At 44.4% G+C, this 18,328-nt stretch carries 20 protein-coding genes; 9 read left to right on the top strand and 11 right to left on the bottom strand.

Annotation, left to right across the window (positions count from 1 at the left end):
• Positions 1–142 precede the first annotated feature (142 nt).
• From CKQ84_RS12890 to CKQ84_RS12880, 3 genes are all read right to left on the bottom strand, one after another.
• Positions 143–634: a GNAT family N-acetyltransferase gene (locus CKQ84_RS12890; RefSeq protein ID WP_105251599.1), complete on the bottom strand. Its 492-nt coding sequence runs from the start codon at positions 632–634 to the stop codon at positions 143–145.
• Between the two features lie 174 nt (positions 635–808).
• Positions 809–1,528, bottom strand: a complete 720-nt coding sequence (locus CKQ84_RS12885; protein ID WP_028761650.1) for an LrgB family protein — start codon at positions 1,526–1,528, stop codon at positions 809–811.
• A 2-nt stretch (positions 1,529–1,530) separates the two neighbouring features.
• A complete protein-coding gene (locus tag CKQ84_RS12880; protein WP_105251598.1) occupies positions 1,531–1,965 on the bottom strand; it encodes a CidA/LrgA family protein in 435 nt (144 codons plus the stop codon).
• Positions 1,966–2,087: 122 nt separating this feature from the next.
• Here CKQ84_RS12880 and CKQ84_RS12875 point away from each other — a divergent pair, with 122 nt between their 5' ends.
• Positions 2,088–2,978, top strand: coding sequence for a LysR family transcriptional regulator (locus tag CKQ84_RS12875; protein WP_105251597.1), 891 nt, complete (start codon positions 2,088–2,090; stop codon positions 2,976–2,978).
• An 8-nt stretch (positions 2,979–2,986) separates the two neighbouring features.
• On the opposite strand, the gene CKQ84_RS12870 is transcribed toward CKQ84_RS12875, so the two are convergent.
• Positions 2,987–3,868, bottom strand: coding sequence for a hypothetical protein (locus CKQ84_RS12870; RefSeq protein ID WP_105251596.1), 882 nt, complete (start codon positions 3,866–3,868; stop codon positions 2,987–2,989).
• 370 nt (positions 3,869–4,238) lie between these two features.
• On the opposite strand from CKQ84_RS12870, the gene CKQ84_RS12865 reads away from it, so the two are divergent.
• Genes CKQ84_RS12865 through CKQ84_RS12855 form a run of 3 tightly spaced genes read left to right on the top strand, consistent with a single transcriptional unit; the run spans position 4,239 to position 6,379 of the window.
• Positions 4,239–4,973 (top strand): basic amino acid ABC transporter substrate-binding protein, encoded by a 735-nt coding sequence (locus CKQ84_RS12865; RefSeq protein ID WP_105251595.1) that lies wholly within the window; start codon positions 4,239–4,241, stop codon positions 4,971–4,973.
• Positions 4,974–4,980: 7 nt separating this feature from the next.
• Positions 4,981–5,661, top strand: a complete 681-nt coding sequence (locus CKQ84_RS12860) for an amino acid ABC transporter permease (protein WP_006085903.1) — start codon at positions 4,981–4,983, stop codon at positions 5,659–5,661.
• Complete coding sequence (locus CKQ84_RS12855; protein ID WP_028761645.1) at positions 5,654–6,379, top strand: amino acid ABC transporter ATP-binding protein; 726 nt, start codon at positions 5,654–5,656, stop codon at positions 6,377–6,379. The genes CKQ84_RS12860 and CKQ84_RS12855 overlap by 8 nt, the downstream gene beginning before the upstream one ends.
• A 487-nt stretch (positions 6,380–6,866) precedes the next feature.
• Here the strand turns inward: CKQ84_RS12855 and CKQ84_RS12850 are convergent, their stop codons facing one another.
• The 3 genes from CKQ84_RS12850 to CKQ84_RS12835 all read right to left on the bottom strand — a co-directional run bounded on the left by CKQ84_RS12850 (position 6,867) and on the right by CKQ84_RS12835 (position 9,018).
• Entirely contained in the window at positions 6,867–7,604 is a 738-nt protein-coding gene (locus tag CKQ84_RS12850) for a hypothetical protein (RefSeq protein ID WP_105251594.1), read from the bottom strand.
• Positions 7,605–8,218: 614 nt separating this feature from the next.
• Positions 8,219–8,575 carry a DUF6547 family protein gene (locus CKQ84_RS12840; RefSeq protein WP_014611206.1) on the bottom strand — a complete coding sequence of 119 codons (357 nt, stop codon included), beginning with the start codon at positions 8,573–8,575 and terminating at the stop codon, positions 8,219–8,221.
• Between the two features lie 77 nt (positions 8,576–8,652).
• Positions 8,653–9,018, bottom strand: a complete 366-nt coding sequence (locus CKQ84_RS12835) for a glyoxalase superfamily protein (protein ID WP_105251592.1) — start codon at positions 9,016–9,018, stop codon at positions 8,653–8,655.
• A gap of 162 nt (positions 9,019–9,180) precedes the next feature.
• Here CKQ84_RS12835 and CKQ84_RS12830 point away from each other — a divergent pair, with 162 nt between their 5' ends.
• From CKQ84_RS12830 to CKQ84_RS12820, 3 genes are all read left to right on the top strand, one after another.
• Positions 9,181–9,834, top strand: a complete 654-nt coding sequence (locus tag CKQ84_RS12830) for an oxygen-insensitive NAD(P)H-dependent nitroreductase NfsB (RefSeq protein WP_028761757.1) — start codon at positions 9,181–9,183, stop codon at positions 9,832–9,834.
• Positions 9,835–10,168: 334 nt separating this feature from the next.
• Positions 10,169–10,813 (top strand): DNA-J related domain-containing protein, encoded by a 645-nt coding sequence (locus CKQ84_RS12825; RefSeq protein ID WP_006082872.1) that lies wholly within the window; start codon positions 10,169–10,171, stop codon positions 10,811–10,813.
• 312 nt (positions 10,814–11,125) lie between these two features.
• A complete protein-coding gene (locus CKQ84_RS12820; RefSeq protein ID WP_105251591.1) occupies positions 11,126–11,881 on the top strand; it encodes a DsbA family protein in 756 nt (251 codons plus the stop codon).
• Positions 11,882–11,987: 106 nt separating this feature from the next.
• On the opposite strand, the gene CKQ84_RS12815 is transcribed toward CKQ84_RS12820, so the two are convergent.
• Together CKQ84_RS12815 and hemG are read right to left on the bottom strand one after the other, a co-directional pair.
• Positions 11,988–12,515, bottom strand: a complete 528-nt coding sequence (locus tag CKQ84_RS12815) for a cytochrome b/b6 domain-containing protein (protein ID WP_105253061.1) — start codon at positions 12,513–12,515, stop codon at positions 11,988–11,990.
• 107 nt (positions 12,516–12,622) lie between these two features.
• Positions 12,623–13,144, bottom strand: a complete 522-nt coding sequence (gene hemG / locus CKQ84_RS12810) for a menaquinone-dependent protoporphyrinogen IX dehydrogenase (RefSeq protein ID WP_105253060.1) — start codon at positions 13,142–13,144, stop codon at positions 12,623–12,625.
• A gap of 476 nt (positions 13,145–13,620) precedes the next feature.
• On the opposite strand from hemG, the gene CKQ84_RS12805 reads away from it, so the two are divergent.
• The gene (locus CKQ84_RS12805; protein WP_105253059.1) at positions 13,621–14,829 is read left to right on the top strand and encodes an MFS transporter; all 1,209 of its coding nucleotides are present in this window, start codon (positions 13,621–13,623) and stop codon (positions 14,827–14,829) included.
• A gap of 144 nt (positions 14,830–14,973) precedes the next feature.
• On the top strand, positions 14,974–15,813 hold the full coding sequence (locus tag CKQ84_RS12800) for a TIGR03899 family protein (RefSeq protein WP_105251590.1): 840 nt from the start codon (positions 14,974–14,976) through the stop codon (positions 15,811–15,813).
• Positions 15,814–15,918: 105 nt separating this feature from the next.
• Here the strand turns inward: CKQ84_RS12800 and cysC are convergent, their stop codons facing one another.
• Together cysC and CKQ84_RS12790 are read right to left on the bottom strand one after the other, a co-directional pair.
• Entirely contained in the window at positions 15,919–16,536 is a 618-nt protein-coding gene (gene cysC / locus CKQ84_RS12795; RefSeq protein WP_105251589.1) for an adenylyl-sulfate kinase, read from the bottom strand.
• A gap of 64 nt (positions 16,537–16,600) precedes the next feature.
• The gene (locus tag CKQ84_RS12790; RefSeq protein ID WP_105251588.1) at positions 16,601–18,325 is read right to left on the bottom strand and encodes an SLC13 family permease; all 1,725 of its coding nucleotides are present in this window, start codon (positions 18,323–18,325) and stop codon (positions 16,601–16,603) included.
• Between the last annotated feature and the right edge of the window lie 3 nt (positions 18,326–18,328).

The following is an 18,328-nucleotide window of genomic DNA, read 5'->3' as shown; positions in this document are numbered from 1 at the left end:
GAAATGAAAATAATGGGCGACTTTTTGCACTTTTAACAAAAGTCCCTGTACAACAGTGGTTTCAAGCATCTAAATACGTCATTTTAGGCGAATGAAAGCGTTAACATACGCCCTAAAATGCCGCGTTATAGCATCTTATCCGCTAGCGTAAGACAAATTCGAGTAAAGCTTCAGTATCTTCACACTCTTGTATCAGTTGGTCTGTCAGCACAAAACTGTGTCTGAGCAGTACTCGCTGTGAAGCTAAATTATGTTTAGCCACATGGGCAAAGAGGGGTCTTAAACTGACTAAAGGCAAAAATTGCGCTAAGGTCTGTGTCGCGATACCTTTTCCCCAATATTCACGGTCAATCCAATACCCTATCAGCGCTTGTCCATCACTTTGCCAATGCCCAATATTGCCCACAAACTTGCCATCGACCACTATCGCCCTTGGTAATACATTCACTTGTCCCAGAATATTTTGATGCCAATGTTTAAAAAACGCTTCCCGATCCCGAGGAGGAAATTGAGCAAGCTGGTTAGCAATGGGATCGCTTTGATGCACAAAAATAGCTTCAAGATCACTTTCAATAATCGGGCGTAAACTCACGCTGCATTGCGTGTTTGGTTGTTTGTCTGACTTACTAGACATAGGTATCACCATTAATACTATGTATTTCAACTTGGTACAGCATGCCACATTTTATGAAGGTAAGCTCAAAAAAAAGCGCATAACCGAGAAGGAGTTAGCGCTCGAAGAGGCAAATTTGCCGAAATTGAGGTGTGTAAATTCAAGCCATAAAACTCACACGATAACATTCAAAACCTAGATAAAAATCAATGCAAAAACGGGTGCGCCTAACACCATAGCGATACCAATAAAAATCATAGTCAAACTGGCGATAACGCCCTCTTGCTTGCCGATTTCATTGGCTTTTGCGGCGCCCGCACCATGGGCAGATGCCCCTAGAGCAACGCCTTTACCTAACGAAGTACGAATACGCATAAATTTGAATAAGGGATCGCACACCAAGATGCCAATGACGCCTGTAATTAACACCATCATGGCCGTCAACTCAGGCACGCCGCCAAAGGCACTGGTCGCCTCCATCGCAAAGGGCGTCGACACCGAACGTACCAGCAAACTCTTAGACAATTCCACCGGCAGAGGCACAAACTTCACCAGCAGCCAAGAAGACATCATCCCCAGAAACAATCCGGCCGTTACACCTAACCCTATCGTCAGCGGATACTGGCGGATCAAGTTACGCTCACGATAAATCGGCAAAGCAAAGGCGATAGTCGCTGGCGCTAACATGGCCATCAACCAATGGGTGTATTCAAAATAGGTTGGCAGCGGGATCTTAAGATTAAACACCAATAAGGTAATCACTATTGGCGCTAACACTATGGGCGCTAACCACCAGACTCTATGGTACTTATAGAGACGCTTGGCACCGAAGTAACAGAATATTGTCAGCAATAAGCTGAATAAGGCTAATCCGGTCTGCGACAACACAAAATCCACCACTTTTGAGTCTGTCATCATTAAGCCGCCTTAGCGTGGCGACGGGCTTGCTTTTTGATGTTCAGTTGGCGCTCAAAACGAAACACTCTATCGACCACAAAGCCTGTACCAAACATCACACACACACTGCCCATCACTAAAGTGAATAATATATTGGTGCCGTATTGCTCAAACAAACCTTCGTACTTAATAACGGATATCACTGGCGGGATGAAAAACAGCAATAACTCACCAATCAACCAAGCGGCGCCCAGTTGTACGGCATTTTCAGGAATGAGTTTAAAACCTAATAAAAATAAGAGTATGCCTAAGCCAATCACACTCCCTGGAATAGGAGAATTTGCCCAAGTGGCGAACCAGTGACATGCGAAGGACAGTAAACAGAAGAGGCCGATTTGGCTTAATAACAAAGCCCAATGTCGACACTGACGTATTGCGGCTTGTGGGAATGACATGATTTTCTCGGTTAGAACAAAGTTTTCTATAGGGCTATTCTAGGCTTGCCTATTTGATAAAAAAAATGAATATTAAGAATGCAATGCATGAATTTTAAGAATACATTTAAAGGTGAACCTTAATGGACCTCAAAGTTATCCGCTATTTTATCGAAATCGTCGATGCTGGAGGCTTCGGTAAAGCCAGCGAAAAAGTCCATCTCACCCAACCTGCACTATCAAAGGCCGTACGCCAATTGGAAGAGGAGCTAGACCTCATCTTACTCGAACGCGGTAAACGCGGCACCCAAGTCAAACTCACGCCCGCGGGCGAAGTTGTTTATCGACATGGCAAAGAGTTACTCGCTGGTCGACAACGCATGCTCGCTGAACTCACAGCCCAACGCAGCTTAATCGCGGGCGAACTCAATCTCGGATTGGCTCCTCTAGGTAGTGCCGAAATTTTTGCCCCGATTATTGCCAAATATCGCCAGCAATATCCGCAGATAGAGATGCACTTACTCGTCCGTGGCGGTGTAGAGCAAACCGCGGCAATCCAAAAGGGCGAAATTGAACTGGCCACTGGGATTATTGATTTTGATGAGGGTTATGACGGCATACGCGTGTTTAGCGATCCTATGGTAGTGGTACTGCCTAAGGAAAATCCGTTATCCACCCGACAGATATTATCATTTAGCGATCTCAGTGCCGACCCTCAGGTGATGTTCGAAACCGAATACACTCTCTATCAATTAGTGCTCAATGCCTGCCGACACGCCGGATTTGTCCCTAAAAACATCACCCGCGTTAGCCAAGCCGATTTCGGGATTGCCTTAGTCGCCGCGGGCACAGGGGTTATGGTATTACCGCGCTCCATCGCGCGGCGCTACAGCGTGCCCGGCGTCGTAAATATCCCGCTGGCGAGTGACGAGCTGCGCTGGGAGCTATCGCTCTTTTGGCGCAAAGACCAAGTCTTATCCTTCGCGGCTCAAGCCATGATCGCCTTAGTCGAGAAGCACTTAACCCATAAATAACCCTATTCTTACCAAGGAACCACTAAGCTAAAACGCACTAGCGTATCGCTATCCCATGGCAGAATAGGCAAATACTCAGCCGAGTTAACATCGACTTTAGCATATTGGTCTAAATTGTATTGCGTGTGCTCAGCGCTCAGTATTAACACGCTATTGGGCCGCCAAAAATCGGTTTGGTAACTCAGCTCAAATCGATATTGATTCTCTAACCATTGGTCTTCGTCTTGCCAGGTTTGTGCGGCCACTTGCATATGTAGCTTAGGCGTCACATTAGCCCCTACACTTCCCATAAAGGTATAAGCAAACGTACCATTCCCAAAATCGCCACGATCGTAACCTCGAGTTCTAGGCACATCGTCATCGATTTCGAGATAGTAATAACCCGCACCCGCCTTGAACTGGGCCTGTAATGCTTGTCCGTCAAAGTTAGCCGTCAACCCAGGAAATACCTTAGCTTGTTTCTCAACCGAGCTAACGGTATTACGCTTTCCCTGTAAATCGAACTGCCAACCGAATGAAAACGCGGGATTAACACGATAAAGTTCACCGCTCGCGGCATAGGCAGACTTAAACCACACAGGGATGTGGTCAGGATCGAGTTTATCGACATCTACGTCTAAATAGGCATCCAGCGCCGCCGTCAGCAAAATATCGCTTTGGGTTTTATGTTCTAACAATAGACTCGCATTCACCCCTAAGGTGTGAGAATCCTCGACCACAAAATCATGGCTGCCTAAGCTGTAATGCCACTGAGTTTGCTCTTCGGCCTGCAGTGCACTCGATAAGCACAGGGCTAAGCACACTAATGCTGAGTTGAGATAGTTCACTTTTGACTCCTGAAACATCGTTTCTAGCTTGATAATCAAATCAGCCAGAGGATTAAACTGCATAAAATAGGAATAACACCAACTAAGGTTGCCGTTAAAGAGCGGCTAAACTAGCCAATTTAATCAAAGAATAATAGGCGATAGTTCAAATTATGACACTCTCATTGAGAAGCCGCTAATAAACACCACAGAAGTATAGATAGCCAAAAACCTAACAGTAACAATAGTTATAGACCAAGGCACAATAATTCAACCCAGAAAAAACAACTTACACACAAATTTGTACAGGAAAGCAGCGGGCCTCAATCTTGCGACTGAAAACCGCAAAATAGAAATGAATTTTTAATCAAATTAAAAGCATAATTATTGACACTTAATGCTCATCTGCCTATAGTCGCCACACTGATAGTGAAATCGAACAAGAGAGTCTTAAATGAAAAAATCCATGTTATTAGGCGGCCTGACCTTAACTGCCACCTTGTTGTTAGCTGGATGCGGAAAAAGCGATGACGTGTTAGTCGTTGGCACCAATGCCGCCTTCCCTCCTTTTGAATATGTTGGCGGCCAAAGTGGCGATGAAATCAAAGGCTTTGATATCGATCTGGCCAAGCAAATCGCTAAAGATGCGGGCAAGACACTGAAAGTCGAAAACATGAAATTCGATTCACTGATCGTCGCACTCAACTCAGGCAAGATTGATTTTATCGCCTCAGGTATGACGATAACCGCTGAACGTCAAGCCAACGTAAACTTCTCTGAGCCTTACTACGAAGCGACCCAAGTGGTACTGGTTAATAAAGATAACAATAGTATTCATACGCTTGAAGATATTAAAGGCAAACACTTTGCGGTGCAGTTAGGCACAACCGCTGACATCATGTCAAAGAAATACACCCAAAATATCACCGCCTTTAATACGGGTTTCGAAGCCATTATGGAGCTTAAAAATGCCAAGGTGGATTTAGTGTTATTCGACAGCGAACCTGCCGCTAACTATCTGGCTAAAAATCCTGAATTAAAGATGATTAAACTGGATTTTCCTGCTGAGTTTTATGGTTTCGCCGTGTCAAAAGAGCAGCCTGAACTGCTGGCGAGCATCAATAAAACACTGGCTAATATGAAAGCTGACGGCCAATATCAGACGCTCGTTTCTGCCCATATAAAGTGATATCAGCATGATAGACGCAATTAATACCTCGCTGTTTAGCCCGATTGGCGAAGATGGCATGATAGGCATACTGCTGATATTAAATGGTTTGAAAGTGACGTTAATCGTCACTTTCTTCGCCATGTTATTAGGCGCAGTGTTAGGCATTGGCACTACCTTTATGAAGATGTCGTCTAAGTGGTATATCCGCTTCCCCGCCAATCTTTATGTCGGTGTGATCCGTGGCACCCCAGTAGTTGTGCAATTAGTGATCCTTTACTTCATCGTGCTTTCAGCCTTAGATGTCGATAAAATCACCGCCGCCATTATCGCTTTTGGTCTCAATAGCGGCGCGTATATTTCTGAGATAATCCGCGCAGGGATTCAAGCCGTTGATAAAGGTCAAACCGAAGCGGCCCGTTCACTTGGCTTGTCCCAAGCAATGACCATGAAATCGATTATTCTGCCCCAAGCGATTAAGAATATTCTGCCCGCACTTGGTAATGAATTTATCGTGCTCCTCAAGGAAACCGCCGTCATTGGCTTTATCGGTGGTGTTGACCTTATGCGCGCCGGTGAAATCATCCGTAGCCGCACCTTCGAGGATAGTGTGCCCTTATTTACCTGCGCCCTTATTTACCTATTCCTGACCTACAGCTTCACATTTGTGCTGTCGAAATTTGAAAAGAGGTTGAAACAAAGTGATTAAAATAACCAACCTGCATAAAAACTTCGGCGATAACCAAGTGCTCAAGGGCATTAGCGAGCATATTCGTCAGGGCGAAGTGGTGAGTGTGATCGGCCCAAGTGGCAGTGGCAAGAGTACCTTTTTGCGTTGTATTAATCTGTTAGAACAGCCAAGCCAAGGCGATATCGAGATTGAAGGTCAATTGATCACAGCGCCAAACGCCTGCGTAGATAAACTGCGGCAAAAAGTGGGCATGGTGTTCCAAAACTTTAACTTGTTCCCCCATAAAACCGTCATCCAAAACATCACCTTAGCGCCCATCAGCCTAAAACTGATGACGCCAGCTCAAGCCGAGACCAAAGCCCTCGACCTACTGGCACAGGTTGGTTTAAGTGACAAAGCCAATGCCTACCCCGCCAGTTTATCGGGCGGCCAAAAGCAAAGGGTCGCCATTGCCCGCGCATTAGCGATGGAACCAGACTTGATGCTGTTCGATGAGCCAACATCGGCACTCGATCCCGAAATGGTCGGGGATGTATTAGACGTGATGAAAGATTTAGCGCTAAAGGGCATGACCATGGTCATTGTCACCCACGAAATGGGCTTTGCGCGCGATGTATCCGATCGAGTGATCTTTATGGACGGCGGTTATGTAGTCGAATCAAGCCCACCCGATGAACTATTTAGCCACCCGAAAGAAGCCCGTACCCAAGCATTTTTAAGCAAAGTATTGCGCTAGCTTAAGCGGCTTAAGTCCTGTCACTCACGCTCACTGTCGTGACCTTTATAAGTACGTGCAGTGAGTGAAGGATTCAAATTAGGATCCCAACATTCAACGTTTATGACAAAGACTAAATTAGACAAATCAGGATACAATCATCTTTCACAACACCATAAAAATTATGCCTTTGAATTAATAGGTATTGAACAAAAGCTAAATAGCCGTTTATCTGTTCAGGGAGTTTATTGTCATTGTGTCTCCAGCGACACGCCGTGAATATGTCCTTATAGGCTCGACGGCGACATCCATGTCGCCAACGGTCACTGGTGCCCCAATACCAATTTTAACTACCAGTTTTGCTATATATACGTAAAAAGCTAGTAGACATAAATGGGTTAGAATTCTTGCTCTAATCTATGATTTTCGGATTAAATTTTCTATGGATTAACGCCGCGCTCTAGAACAAACCGAAGCGCAGCGCAGATTTGTCCCTAGCAGCGCCTTGTTATGCGCTTGCCGCTTCACTTAAATCAATCTCCATTGGAATCTGATATGAATTTGTGTAAAGGCTAGTTTTAAATGATGCCCTCGGCTTGATCAGGACTTTTCCATCTTTCACTGAAATTGTACCGACCAGAGGAAATATATCCGATGGTCCCTTAAGATCAACAAACCTTTTAGTGAAAGTAGCACCTGTTTTGTGGTTAATGTATTTTACAAGCCCATGAGATGCTTCGCCATTTGGGCGCAATTTATATGAAACCAAAACCGAATATGACTTAGTATGTTTTGCCTTAACCGGAAGCTCGACCGCAGAACCAAATCTTTCCACCTCGTTTGAAGCAAGCTTGATTTTTTCGGTTTTTTCTATGCTCAACTTACAAAGGTGCTCAAGACACTCAAAGGTACTGCGAATTACAAATTGTTCAAGTTCGGACTCATTTAATGATTTTAATTTCTCAAAATTTACACCACAGTCTATATACCTAAGCCACTTTTCTGGTGTTCTATCGGAAAAAACCATCGTGCCTTCTGGAATAGCATTTGTGTAGTTTACATATAGGTGATCGAATTCTCCGAGGGATAATCCATTTTCACCAAGTATTGTGGCTATACGAGCACCCCAGTAATGAAGCAGCTTAGGAAATTTGAAAAATCTAGAACAACTCGAAGGTAGACTCTTACCTGTCTCATATAGGGAGTCGCTAGCGTAATACCTAATATCTATTAATGCTTTTTCCATTTATATATCCGATCTATCTTAACGCATAAGCTGCAAACAGCTGCTTTGTAGTGGATTGTTTTGCGGTAGCGTAGCAAAACAAGGAACGAAAAAGCCATCAGGCTGGTTTGTATTGTTATGTGTTACTCACAGAATGGACAAAATAAGTTGTTCATGAAGTCTAGTGGATCAATATTGGAGCTAGGTAGTAGAACCGTAACTCTACCGTGCTTTTGACATTCTATTTCTTGGAAGCCACCTTCTGCTTTTAAAGTACTTATTTCCAGATCGCTCCAGCCGCACCAAGGGCAACATTTTATCTCAGCCTCAGTGATAGCAGCTATTTCCTGCTCCCAGTTACACTCTCCGCAATGGACTTTGCGAATCGTTCTGGCTTCTGTGAGGTTTATTACTTTGGGTCTTTCGATCATTAAGATTCCCTTACACATAACGTTGGGTATAAGCAGATCCGCGTTAGCGAATAATAAATCAAGCCATCCATTTTAAACCAACAACATAATGCACTTTTGGTTTGCCTTCAACCAACGATTGCTTTGTTAAGTAACTGAAATCATTAAGCTGTGTGCTAGGCTATATGCAGGGTGAACACTGGAAGCGAGATATTTCGATAATACCTATTCTTGCTCCCAATTATCCCCTTCTCGGCGACAAACATAGTCATAGTAAAGGGTGGAACCAAAGGGCTGAAATTCCATCTCAATGCCGTTTTCGTAATACTGACCATTTTCGCAGTCCATTCTGTCATTAAGTCGTACTAAGGCATCATGAATACCACCACGTCTAGCATTAATAAGCATCTTGACGAGAATCTCTCTTTGCTGGACAGTTAGTGACTTTAAGAACTCATTTATTTCTGAATTTTCCTGCCTGTTTGGATAGCTCCCTTCTTGCAAGACCCATTTTTCAAATACTCCATCATGTAACTGAGCAAACTCGTCAACAAAGCTTTTCCACAATTCAACTGAACTCATTTTTTCTCCTGAGAGCATAACGCAGTGCCCATGCGCGTAAACTTGTAAATGCCGCGGGTCTCGAATGCCTCACTCTGTTATGTGTCTGCTGCTTCATTAAACAAAATCCTGTTTGAAAACGGATCTGTTACAGTAAAGCAACGATCGCCCCAAGGCGCATCTTCAATACTAGGTTTGTTGTATTTATATGGCTTAGAAGTCACATGAGCAAATAATTGATCAAGTTCACTCACATTCACAAAAACCTTACAGCCAGGAGTACAGTCGCCTGAATGTTCGCTCAAGTGCAAAACAAAATTACCAAGTGAAACTTGTATATAAATCGGGTAGCCATCCTCAAAGCGATGTTCCCAATCTAATTCCATTCCCAGAAAGCCAAGGTAAAACTCTTTGGCTTTATCTTCATCAAAGATCCGCATAATTGGGATTGTCTGAAACTTCATGCCATCTACTCCATCACACATAAGCTTTGTCTAGTGCGCATAGGCACCCAGTTTCAAATTTTTTTTGAAACTAATACCTGCCTTGATCACATTGTTTTTTACTTAAACCTGCTTAAAATGCTGCCATTGAATTTGTATTCCTTAATGATTTGGAGCCGTTACATGAGTGATTTAAGTTTCTTCGCCAAAAAGCGCTACACCACTAAGGCCTTTGATCCAACTAAGACGATTCCTGCGGATAAAATAGCAGAAATCAAAACCTTATTGCAGTACAGCCCATCATCGACTAACTCACAGCCTTGGCATTTTGTGTTAGCGAGTACGGCGGAAGGTAAAGCGTTAGTTGCCCAAGCGACCGAAAACTATGCGTTTAATACCCAAAAAATTCTCGATGCTTCCCATGTACTCGTACTCTGTGCTCGTGCTCAATTAGATGAAGCACACTTACTGCAAGTACTCGAGCAAGAAGCGAAGGATGGCCGCTTTGCTAATGAAGAAGCCAAGCAAGGCCAACATAATGGCCGTTCTTTCTTCGCTAATATGCATAAATTTGAGCTGAAAGATGCCCAGCATTGGATGGAAAAACAAGTCTACTTAGCGCTTGGCACTTTAATGCTCGGTGCAAGTGTATTAGATATTGATGCGTGTCCGATCGAAGGTTTTGATGCCACTAAAATGAATCAAGTCTTAGGCTTAAGGGAGCAAGGTCTATGTGCCTGTGTGGTTGTCGCATTAGGTTATCACTCAGAAAATGATTTCAACGCTAAGTTGCCTAAGTCTCGCTTAGATCAAGAAGTGATCTTCACCGAAATCTAGTCCTTCACTCTATGTGAAAAATAAGCATGCCCTTGATTTTATGTGATATAAACAAGGGCGTCATGTCTAAAACTAGCCCTCTCTTAACTACCTTCCCCTAAAACCTCACTGCTGTTAACGGCTTATTTACGCCGAGAAACCATCTAAAGTAGGAGTAAACAATCACGGTATTGCTCTAAAATTCATCTTTGCCTACACTTTGGCTCTGTGGCATAGTTTGCGGCTCAACTTAGTGAATGATCATTTATCGTCGCCTTTCGAGTCATATTTGTTGCAGCCCAGCGGTTTTATCGGCGCATTGGTAACACTCACAATTTAGGATGGGACAGTCAGTATGTTATTTGCCAAACCCTCACTCACTGAAGAACCTCAATCGATTCGAGTTGCAAACACTAAGGGCGATAACCCACTGATCTGGCCGTTGCTTACGGTTTTACAAGCCTCAAATCAAAGTTGGAAAATCCATCACTTAGCCACTGAATTACAAACCCAAGGGCTGATCCACCAGCTTGATGAAAATCCGGGTAACGATTTATTCAAACGTAACTTCCTACTGATGAACGCCCTGTTTGAACTGCAGGAAATATTACTGCCCAAGCAATGGCTACAAGTCAAAGCCATGGAAATTCAAATCTTCCGCTTAGTACCATCAAACGTTAACCTGCTGATAATGCAAGATACTTCCCTGCGTGAGTATTACCTCGATTGGAATAACTACGACACCAGCGAAAACGTAGTACGAGAATTACTTGAGGCATTCTGGAGCAATTATAAGAGCTATATTGGCTTAAATATCAATCTGATGAACAAAGGTAACGCGCTGCGAGTTTTCGAATTAGACGAGAGTGCTACCGCCCGTGATATCCGCAAGCAATGGCGTCGTTTAGCGCTTAAATGGCACCCAGACAGGCCCGATGGCGATGCGGCGCGTTTTCGCGAGGTGTGCGAAGCTTGGCAGTCGCTTAGGGATATTGCGTAAGAATTTAGCCAGTGGTGATGCAGAACGGGGCTTTAATCAATATGCACCGACTTAGCGATGCGATCCTGTCTGCAGTCCTGCCAAATCTAAGGTAAAACTTCCATTGAGATCACAGATTTAGCCTACTAGCTTCATGCCAATTCAGTCATAATTAAGCCTTTCCATTTAACCTGAACCTATGTGTCAACGCTGCCATTTGGGCTAGCTTAACTCCTAGGTTGAAGCTCACTCTATCTCTAATGTTGACCGTTGAATATCAACGATAACAACGACTGACATTGTGAATTCAATCCCACCGAATTTGAGGAAACTATGATTAAACAATTAGCCTTGGCTGTAACCTTAGCGATTGCACCATTGAGCACCTTTGCCGCCAATTTTGTTGAAGGCACACATTACACTCAAATCTCGACCAAAGCGCCTAGCAGCGAACCAAAACTCACTGAATTCTATTCATTTTATTGCCATAACTGCTTCAATATGGAAACCAACTATTTGCCTGATATCAAGGCAAACCTCAACAAACAGATAAGTTTCGACAATAAGCATGTCGACTTTATGAATAGCGACATTGGCACCGAAGTGATGCGTTCATTAGCCGTGATCCAAAGCGTTGATAACAAAGACGCCTTAACCCATGCCATGTTTACCGCAATCCAAGGCGCAGAGGGCGCAAACGGCCACGATCATAGTGCACCTGGCCATCAGCATGAGCCGCAAATTAACAGCCGTGATGACATCAAAAAAGTCTTCGCCCAATTTGGTGTCGATGCTGCTAAATACGATGAATTAGCCGATAGCAAAAGCACTAATGAAAAGCTTTCCCTGTGGCGCACCCAGCAGAATGAATTCAAAATCGACAGCGTACCCGCCTTTATCGTGAACGATAAATATGCAGTAAATTTAAACAGTATCAAAACCTTAGATGAGTTAATTGGGTTAATTAACTACCTTGCAGTTGAGAAAGATGCCGCCCCCGCTAAAACCTCATCGGGTGGCAGTCTAGGCTGGTTATTTCTAGTCTTCGCCGCCGCAATTGGTGTGACCCGTCAGCAACGTCTTAGCTAATTCAAAACAATCGTTGAAATAAAAAATGGCCTCCAAATTAGGAGGCCATTTTTATGCGTGTTCAATCCAAGTGATTGTTATAAGCGCTCAATATGGGTTATGAAGTTTATTGCCGAATAAAATCAAGAATATGGCTCGCAGCCAAGACGAGATGTAGGATCAAGAAACCAATAAAAGCCTGCGCAAAGACTTGATGATAACCACGCCATGCCAGTGCTGTTGGCGTCCCTTGAACAACAAACCAAACTAGGCCCGTAACCCCTGTAGCCACCAGCAACAGCATGCCAATACCTTCTATGGCACTAAACAGCCCTTTACCACCAGCGACGGGGAATTTGCCTTTAGCAAGTCCAACAATATCTTGCTTTAACTGTGCCCAATCGCCCGCCAACCAGCCAAAGTATTGGTGCCACTTGCCACGCAAGGTATTGCTGAGTAAAAAAAGAATCCCAAGCACAGTGCACGCTAAACCTAAATATACATGCAAATAATCCCAAAAACTGGCGTTATCGGGTATCCGTCGGCCCATAAAAATCCACGGACTGGAACACACGAGTAAAATAGTCGACACGACAATCCACACATGCAGTTGCGCCATAATGACTCGGGATAAGGAGCGAAGTTTAGTCATCATACTGATCATATTTAATGCTCCTTTGCCCTTGTGACTAAGGCATGCATACAGCTTTCAGGGCGCGAATAGAATAGGGCTAAATGAAGCACCGAAATTTGATATCAAGCTTAAGCGCTGTGGATCTGCTCACCAAACTCAGTCACTTTCTGCCAATCCGTATATTCAACATTAGTAACAGGGTCCGTAGGTCCTTTCGTTAACCACATGATGAAACGGATAATATTTCTATCTAAAGCGTTATAGCCTTGGTAATTCAAGTTACCCCCAAAAACGCGCAGCAATTGTGGCCGCCAAGTGGTTTTACTTAAAAATGCCTGCATGTAAGGATTGGTCTCTGGGGTGTTTTTCTCGGGTTTACGTGCCACTAAACTGACAGAGAAAAAACCACTGACCTTACCCGTCAATACGGCTTGATGCTTTTCAATAAACTCGTACAAACTTGGATTATGTTTACCATGGCGAATACTGGCGCCTATGATGATTTTGTCGAACTCAGTGAGCACTGGAGCGGCCTTGATATCGGCAGTAACCACTTCATTACCCAAAGCCATTAACTGCTGTGCGAGCTTTTTAGCAATCTTTTGGGTCTGGCCGTGAACACTAGAGTAAATGATAAGAATTCTTTTCAATTTAGCCTCGATTAATCCCAAGCAAAATAACAATAAGCGGCCTAGAAAAGACGGTGCAGGCGACTTAATTTCGACTCTCTATGCCCGTTCGGCATATCAAATGACATCACAACGCTCAGACTAAATGCGCTAAAAGTAGCAATGGACACTCAGAGTCATTGGCATTCCAGTGGAATTTAACTTGGTATGCAAAAGTAAAATGACAATTAAGATATTTCATACTAGGTGATTTACCCGCCAATTTACATGAAATAGATCACGGGCTTAGCGCCAAACACCCCAAGTATATGCGGTAGTTTTAACTGCCTCACAAAAATAACGCCTTAGGTATATTCTCGCTTTAGCGTCTTTGTAACCTAGGGAGTTAATTCGCCTAAACATTGTTACAAAATTGAAAGGGATAAGTCACACCTTATATAGCCAACCTAAGGAAAAAGCATTAGCATTTGAACACTTATCGCCTGAGTCCCTTATCAATGAAAGCTATTCAAGCAAAAGATCCTAAAGCACTCTTGCTGTGGATGACCTTTGTTATGTCGCTCGTGTTTGCCGTTTGGCAGGCATTGCTCAACAACTTCGTGATTGAGAAAGCCCAATTCACTGGGGCTGAAATCGGCATGTTACAAAGCCTGCGCGAAATCCCCGGCTTCTTGGCTTTTACGGCGATTTTTGTGCTGCTGCTCATTCGAGAACAAGCCTTCGCCCTGCTCTCGCTCGCCATTTTATGTATCGGCGTAGCGGTAACAGGTTTCTTTCCTCAGGTCATAGGCCTATATCTAACGACTGTGCTGATGTCCGTCGGGTTTCACTATTTTGAAACCATCAACCAATCGCTAACGCTGCAATGGGTCGATAAAAAAGACGCGGCGGGTTTTATGGGGAAAGCACTGGCGTGGCGTTCGGCGGCCGCTTTAGTCGGTTATGCCAGCATTTGGCTAGTAATGACTTGGTTGAAGCTAGACTACCTACATATGTATTTGATTATAGGCGTATTAGGTCTCATCATTGTGCTAACCATAACATGGTATTACCCCAAGTTTGAGACAACGGAAATACAACACAAAAAAATCATACTGCGTAAACGCTATTGGCTCTATTACTTGCTCACCTTTTTTTCAGGTGCAAGGCGGCAAATCTTTATGGTATTTGCGGGCTTTATGATGGTTGAAAAGTTTGGTTATAGCGTCAGTGAAATCACTGCGCTGTTCTTAATCAACTATGCCGTTAATCTACTGTTTGCGCCTGCTATTGGTCGTTTGATTGGACGTATTGGTGAGCGTAATGCGCTTACTGTGGAATATATTGGACTCATCTTAGTCTTTATCAGCTATGCCCTAGTCGAACAAGCCCATATGGCGGCAGCACTCTACGTTATCGATCATTTACTTTTTGCGATGGCAATTGCGATGAAAACCTATTTTCAAAAAATCGCCGACAGCAAAGATATTGCCGCCACTATGTCAGTCAGTTTCACCATAAACCACATAGCGGCTGTGATTATTCCTGTGCTTTTGGGCTTATTATGGTTAACCGATCCCGCCTTTGTATTTTACATAGGGGCGGGCTTTGCCGTATGTTCGTTAATACTAGCGCTGAATGTTCCGCGCCATCCTGAACCGGGTAATGAAACCTTATGGTCTTGGCCAACTAAAAGTGCGACATCAATTGCTAAAGTCGTTAAATAAAACGGCATAATAACGAACCAAAGAATTGGCTTAACGAGATGCTCAAACTAAAGAGATGATCATCTAAAGTGAGCTACAACCGAATGTAAGAGTTCACTAAGCCCACACCTCAACCACAGTGCAGGCTCAAGGATTAATAACGCGATGAAGGATTCAGATATTTTACTGTTGGCAGAAGAAAGCGAGTCAGCATCCGAGGTATCCGCTCGCAAAAAAGCCCTGCTACTTGGTCGCCAATTAGGGCTCGCCAGTGAGCAAGAATACCGCCCTGCGAACGCCTCAATAGCCGAGCGAGCTCAACATAGAGCACGCAAGTTATCGAGCGAATATCAGGCCAATGTGGAAACCATTTTTGCCTTAGCCCTCAGTTATACCCACTCAGATGTCACTGGGGTCGATCTTGATCCCGATTGGAGCCATCAATTTTTCTTGATGGCGGAACAAATCCATAACCGTAAGATGCAAGATTTATGGGCTCGGATATTGTCGAGCGAGATAGTGAATCCGGGCAACTTCAGTCTACGTACCCTAGCGCTGCTCAAGCAACTGACTCACAGGGAAGCACAAATTCTTGAAAAAGCCCTTGGCATGGCGGCGAAGGTAAATAACGAGCAGCGCCTAAAACTCATCAGTGGCTACCGCTTGTCAGGTGGGATTGGCCAGTATTTCCGTAAAACCACCTCAGTCAATTTAGGCTTATCCCAGTTTGGGCTACCTTATTCCAGTATTTTGACCTTAGTCGATGCGGGAATACTTCACAGCAGTGAGTTCGAAACCGGCCTACTCAATAACAAAACACCAATTCAATTTGCCCTGCAAGGCATACAAATGAAGCTTACGCCCAAGAGCGGTAATCTGCTTTTTAGCTATTATCGCTTAACACCGATTGGTGATGAACTGGCCCAACTAGTACAGCCTAAGCCGGATCAAGAATACTTGAAGGCTCTACAGCTCTTGTTTGCTAAAGACTTTAAAATAGAATAATGATCACGCCATAAAAATAGATTATGAGTCAATGGTATAAGCAGTAAAACCCAGAAATAACAAAGGAGCTTAAAGGCTCCTTTTAAGCAAGATAAGGGCTAAATGTTAAGCTAGCGCTTTTGCCTTATCGGCATTAATGACATTGATCGCCGTTAAATAATCGATTAATGCACGCACTTGAGTCACTAAATCGCCTTTGCTGGTATCTATGGTTAATTCGGCGGCTAATGGCGCTTCATAAGGTGATGAAATACCAGTGAAATTGCTAATTTCGCCACTGCGCGCTTTCACATATAACCCCTTAGGGTCACGCTGCTCGCACACACTCAAAGGCGTAGCTACATGCACTTCAATAAACTGCCCTGCAGGAAAACGGGCACGAATACCATCACGTTCTTCACGGGTCGGGGAAATAAAGGCCGATAACACCACAAGCCCCGCATCCACCATTAATTTAGCCACTTCGCCCACACGACGCAGGTTCTCATCACGATCTTCAACCGTAAACCCTAAATCTTTACACAGGCCATGGCGCACATTATCACCATCGAGCAAATAAGTGTGGAATCCCGCCTCAAATAACGCCCGCTCTAGTGCACCCGCCAGTGTTGACTTGCCCGCGCCAGAAAGTCCGGTAAACCAAAGTAGTACTGGGTTTTGGCCTTTCTGCTCGGCTCTCGCGGCTTGGTCTACAGGATGTTGATGCCACACGATATTTGTCATAAAAACTCCTCAATCCCCATGTTGACTAACCACTAACATAAGGGCAATAAACTCAAGCTAATCACTAAAATGGAAAGATGATCGGCACCATAAATATCACTATCAGGGAATACAGCACAGATAACGGCAATCCAAGGCGGACAAAGTCACTGAAGCGATAATTACCCGCATTAAACACCATCAGATTGGTCTGATAGCCGTAGGGTGAAATAAAGCTCGCGCTGGCACCAAAGACAACGGCCATAATAAAGGGCCTTGCATCGACACCGTAATTAAGCGCAATCGCGTAAGCGATAGGGAACGCCAGCGCCGCCGCTGCGTTATTGGTCACCAGTTCAGTCAGCAATAAAGTCATTAAATACACGCCGACAAAAGCGCCAAATACCCCATAACCGTTAATAACTAAGAGTAATCCTTGGGCTAAACTGTTCGCAAGGCCTGTACTCATCATCAAGTTGGCAAGCCCTAATGCACTCCCCACGATCACCACTAATTCCAATGGGAAACGGCGTTTAAGCTCAGCCAGCGTGACTGCGCCTATGGCAAAATAACTGAGCAGCAATATCACTAAACCCTTAGCCAAGGGTAATATGCCAGTAACACTCAGGATGATCGTTGCCGCAAAGCCCAGCAATACCCAACGACCACGACGACTGTCTAGACGCACATTCAAATCTAAGCCGCTAATCGCCGCAAACTCTGAACTCAGCTTTGCGCTATTGCTAAAACCATCACCTGGCGTCAATAACAACACATCACCGGGTTGCAGAATAATGTCACCGAGTCCGCCCTTCAACGGATGATTTCCGCGGCGAATGGCCATCACTGCCGCATCAAATTGCTCACGAAAACGCGATGCTTTCAACGAACTGCCCACTAAACGGGATGACGGTGCGAGCACAGCTTCAACTAAATTTTGTCCTTTGGCTTGATGTTTACCAAACCAATCTAAACCATCGAATTGGTGCAATAACTCAACCGATTCCACCGCGCCACTGAAGCGCAGCACATCGTCCGCTTGCAGCACTAACTGGGGCGGAACAGGGCAAATACAAATGCCGCTGCGTTCTAATTCAACCAGATATAACTTCTTCAGCGCCCTGAGTTTGTTATCCACCACACTGCGACCCACTAAGGACGAGCCTTTTGCCACATGGGCTTCGAGCAAATATGGCAGCGCTTCTTCACCTGATTCTTCCCGTCTGTCGGGCAGAATGTTCGCCAGTAAGGTCAGTAACAAGATGCCTGCGACGACGATCACCACAGCAACTGGTGTAAACTCGAAGAAGCCTAAGGCGGGTAAGCCGGCGTTTTCTACAAAGGAGTTCACAATCAAGTTGGTCGAGGTACCAATCAGGGTCAGTGTGCCACCTAAAATTGCCGCATAATTTAACGGCAATAATAACTTAGCTGGCGCGTGTGCTTGATTGCGGCGCACAACACCAATCAGTGATGCCACAACTGCAGTGTTATTGGTAAATGACGACAGCAAAGCCGTCGAAAAACCAAGCTTTGCCATTGTCATAGGCAAAGAACTATTGCCTATGACTTGACTCAACTTTCCCAGCAGGGACGTTTTTTCTAACGCCGTCGCGGCCAACACCAACAGGACGAGTGTGACTAAGCCAATATTGGTAAAGCTTGTTAATGCGGTATCGAGCGCAACCATGCCAAGCAAATAACAGAGCAAAAATGCAAATAAAAACAATACCGCTGGATTGATACGGCCGCTAATTAAGCCAGCCACAAGCCCTAACAAAATAATCGCTAATAGCCACAAGTCACTCACAAA

The sequence above is a fragment of the Shewanella sp. WE21 genome (assembly GCF_002966515.1).
GTDB classification, from domain to species: domain Bacteria; phylum Pseudomonadota; class Gammaproteobacteria; order Enterobacterales; family Shewanellaceae; genus Shewanella; species Shewanella oncorhynchi.
This window is presented reverse-complemented; position numbering and strand designations above follow the sequence as displayed.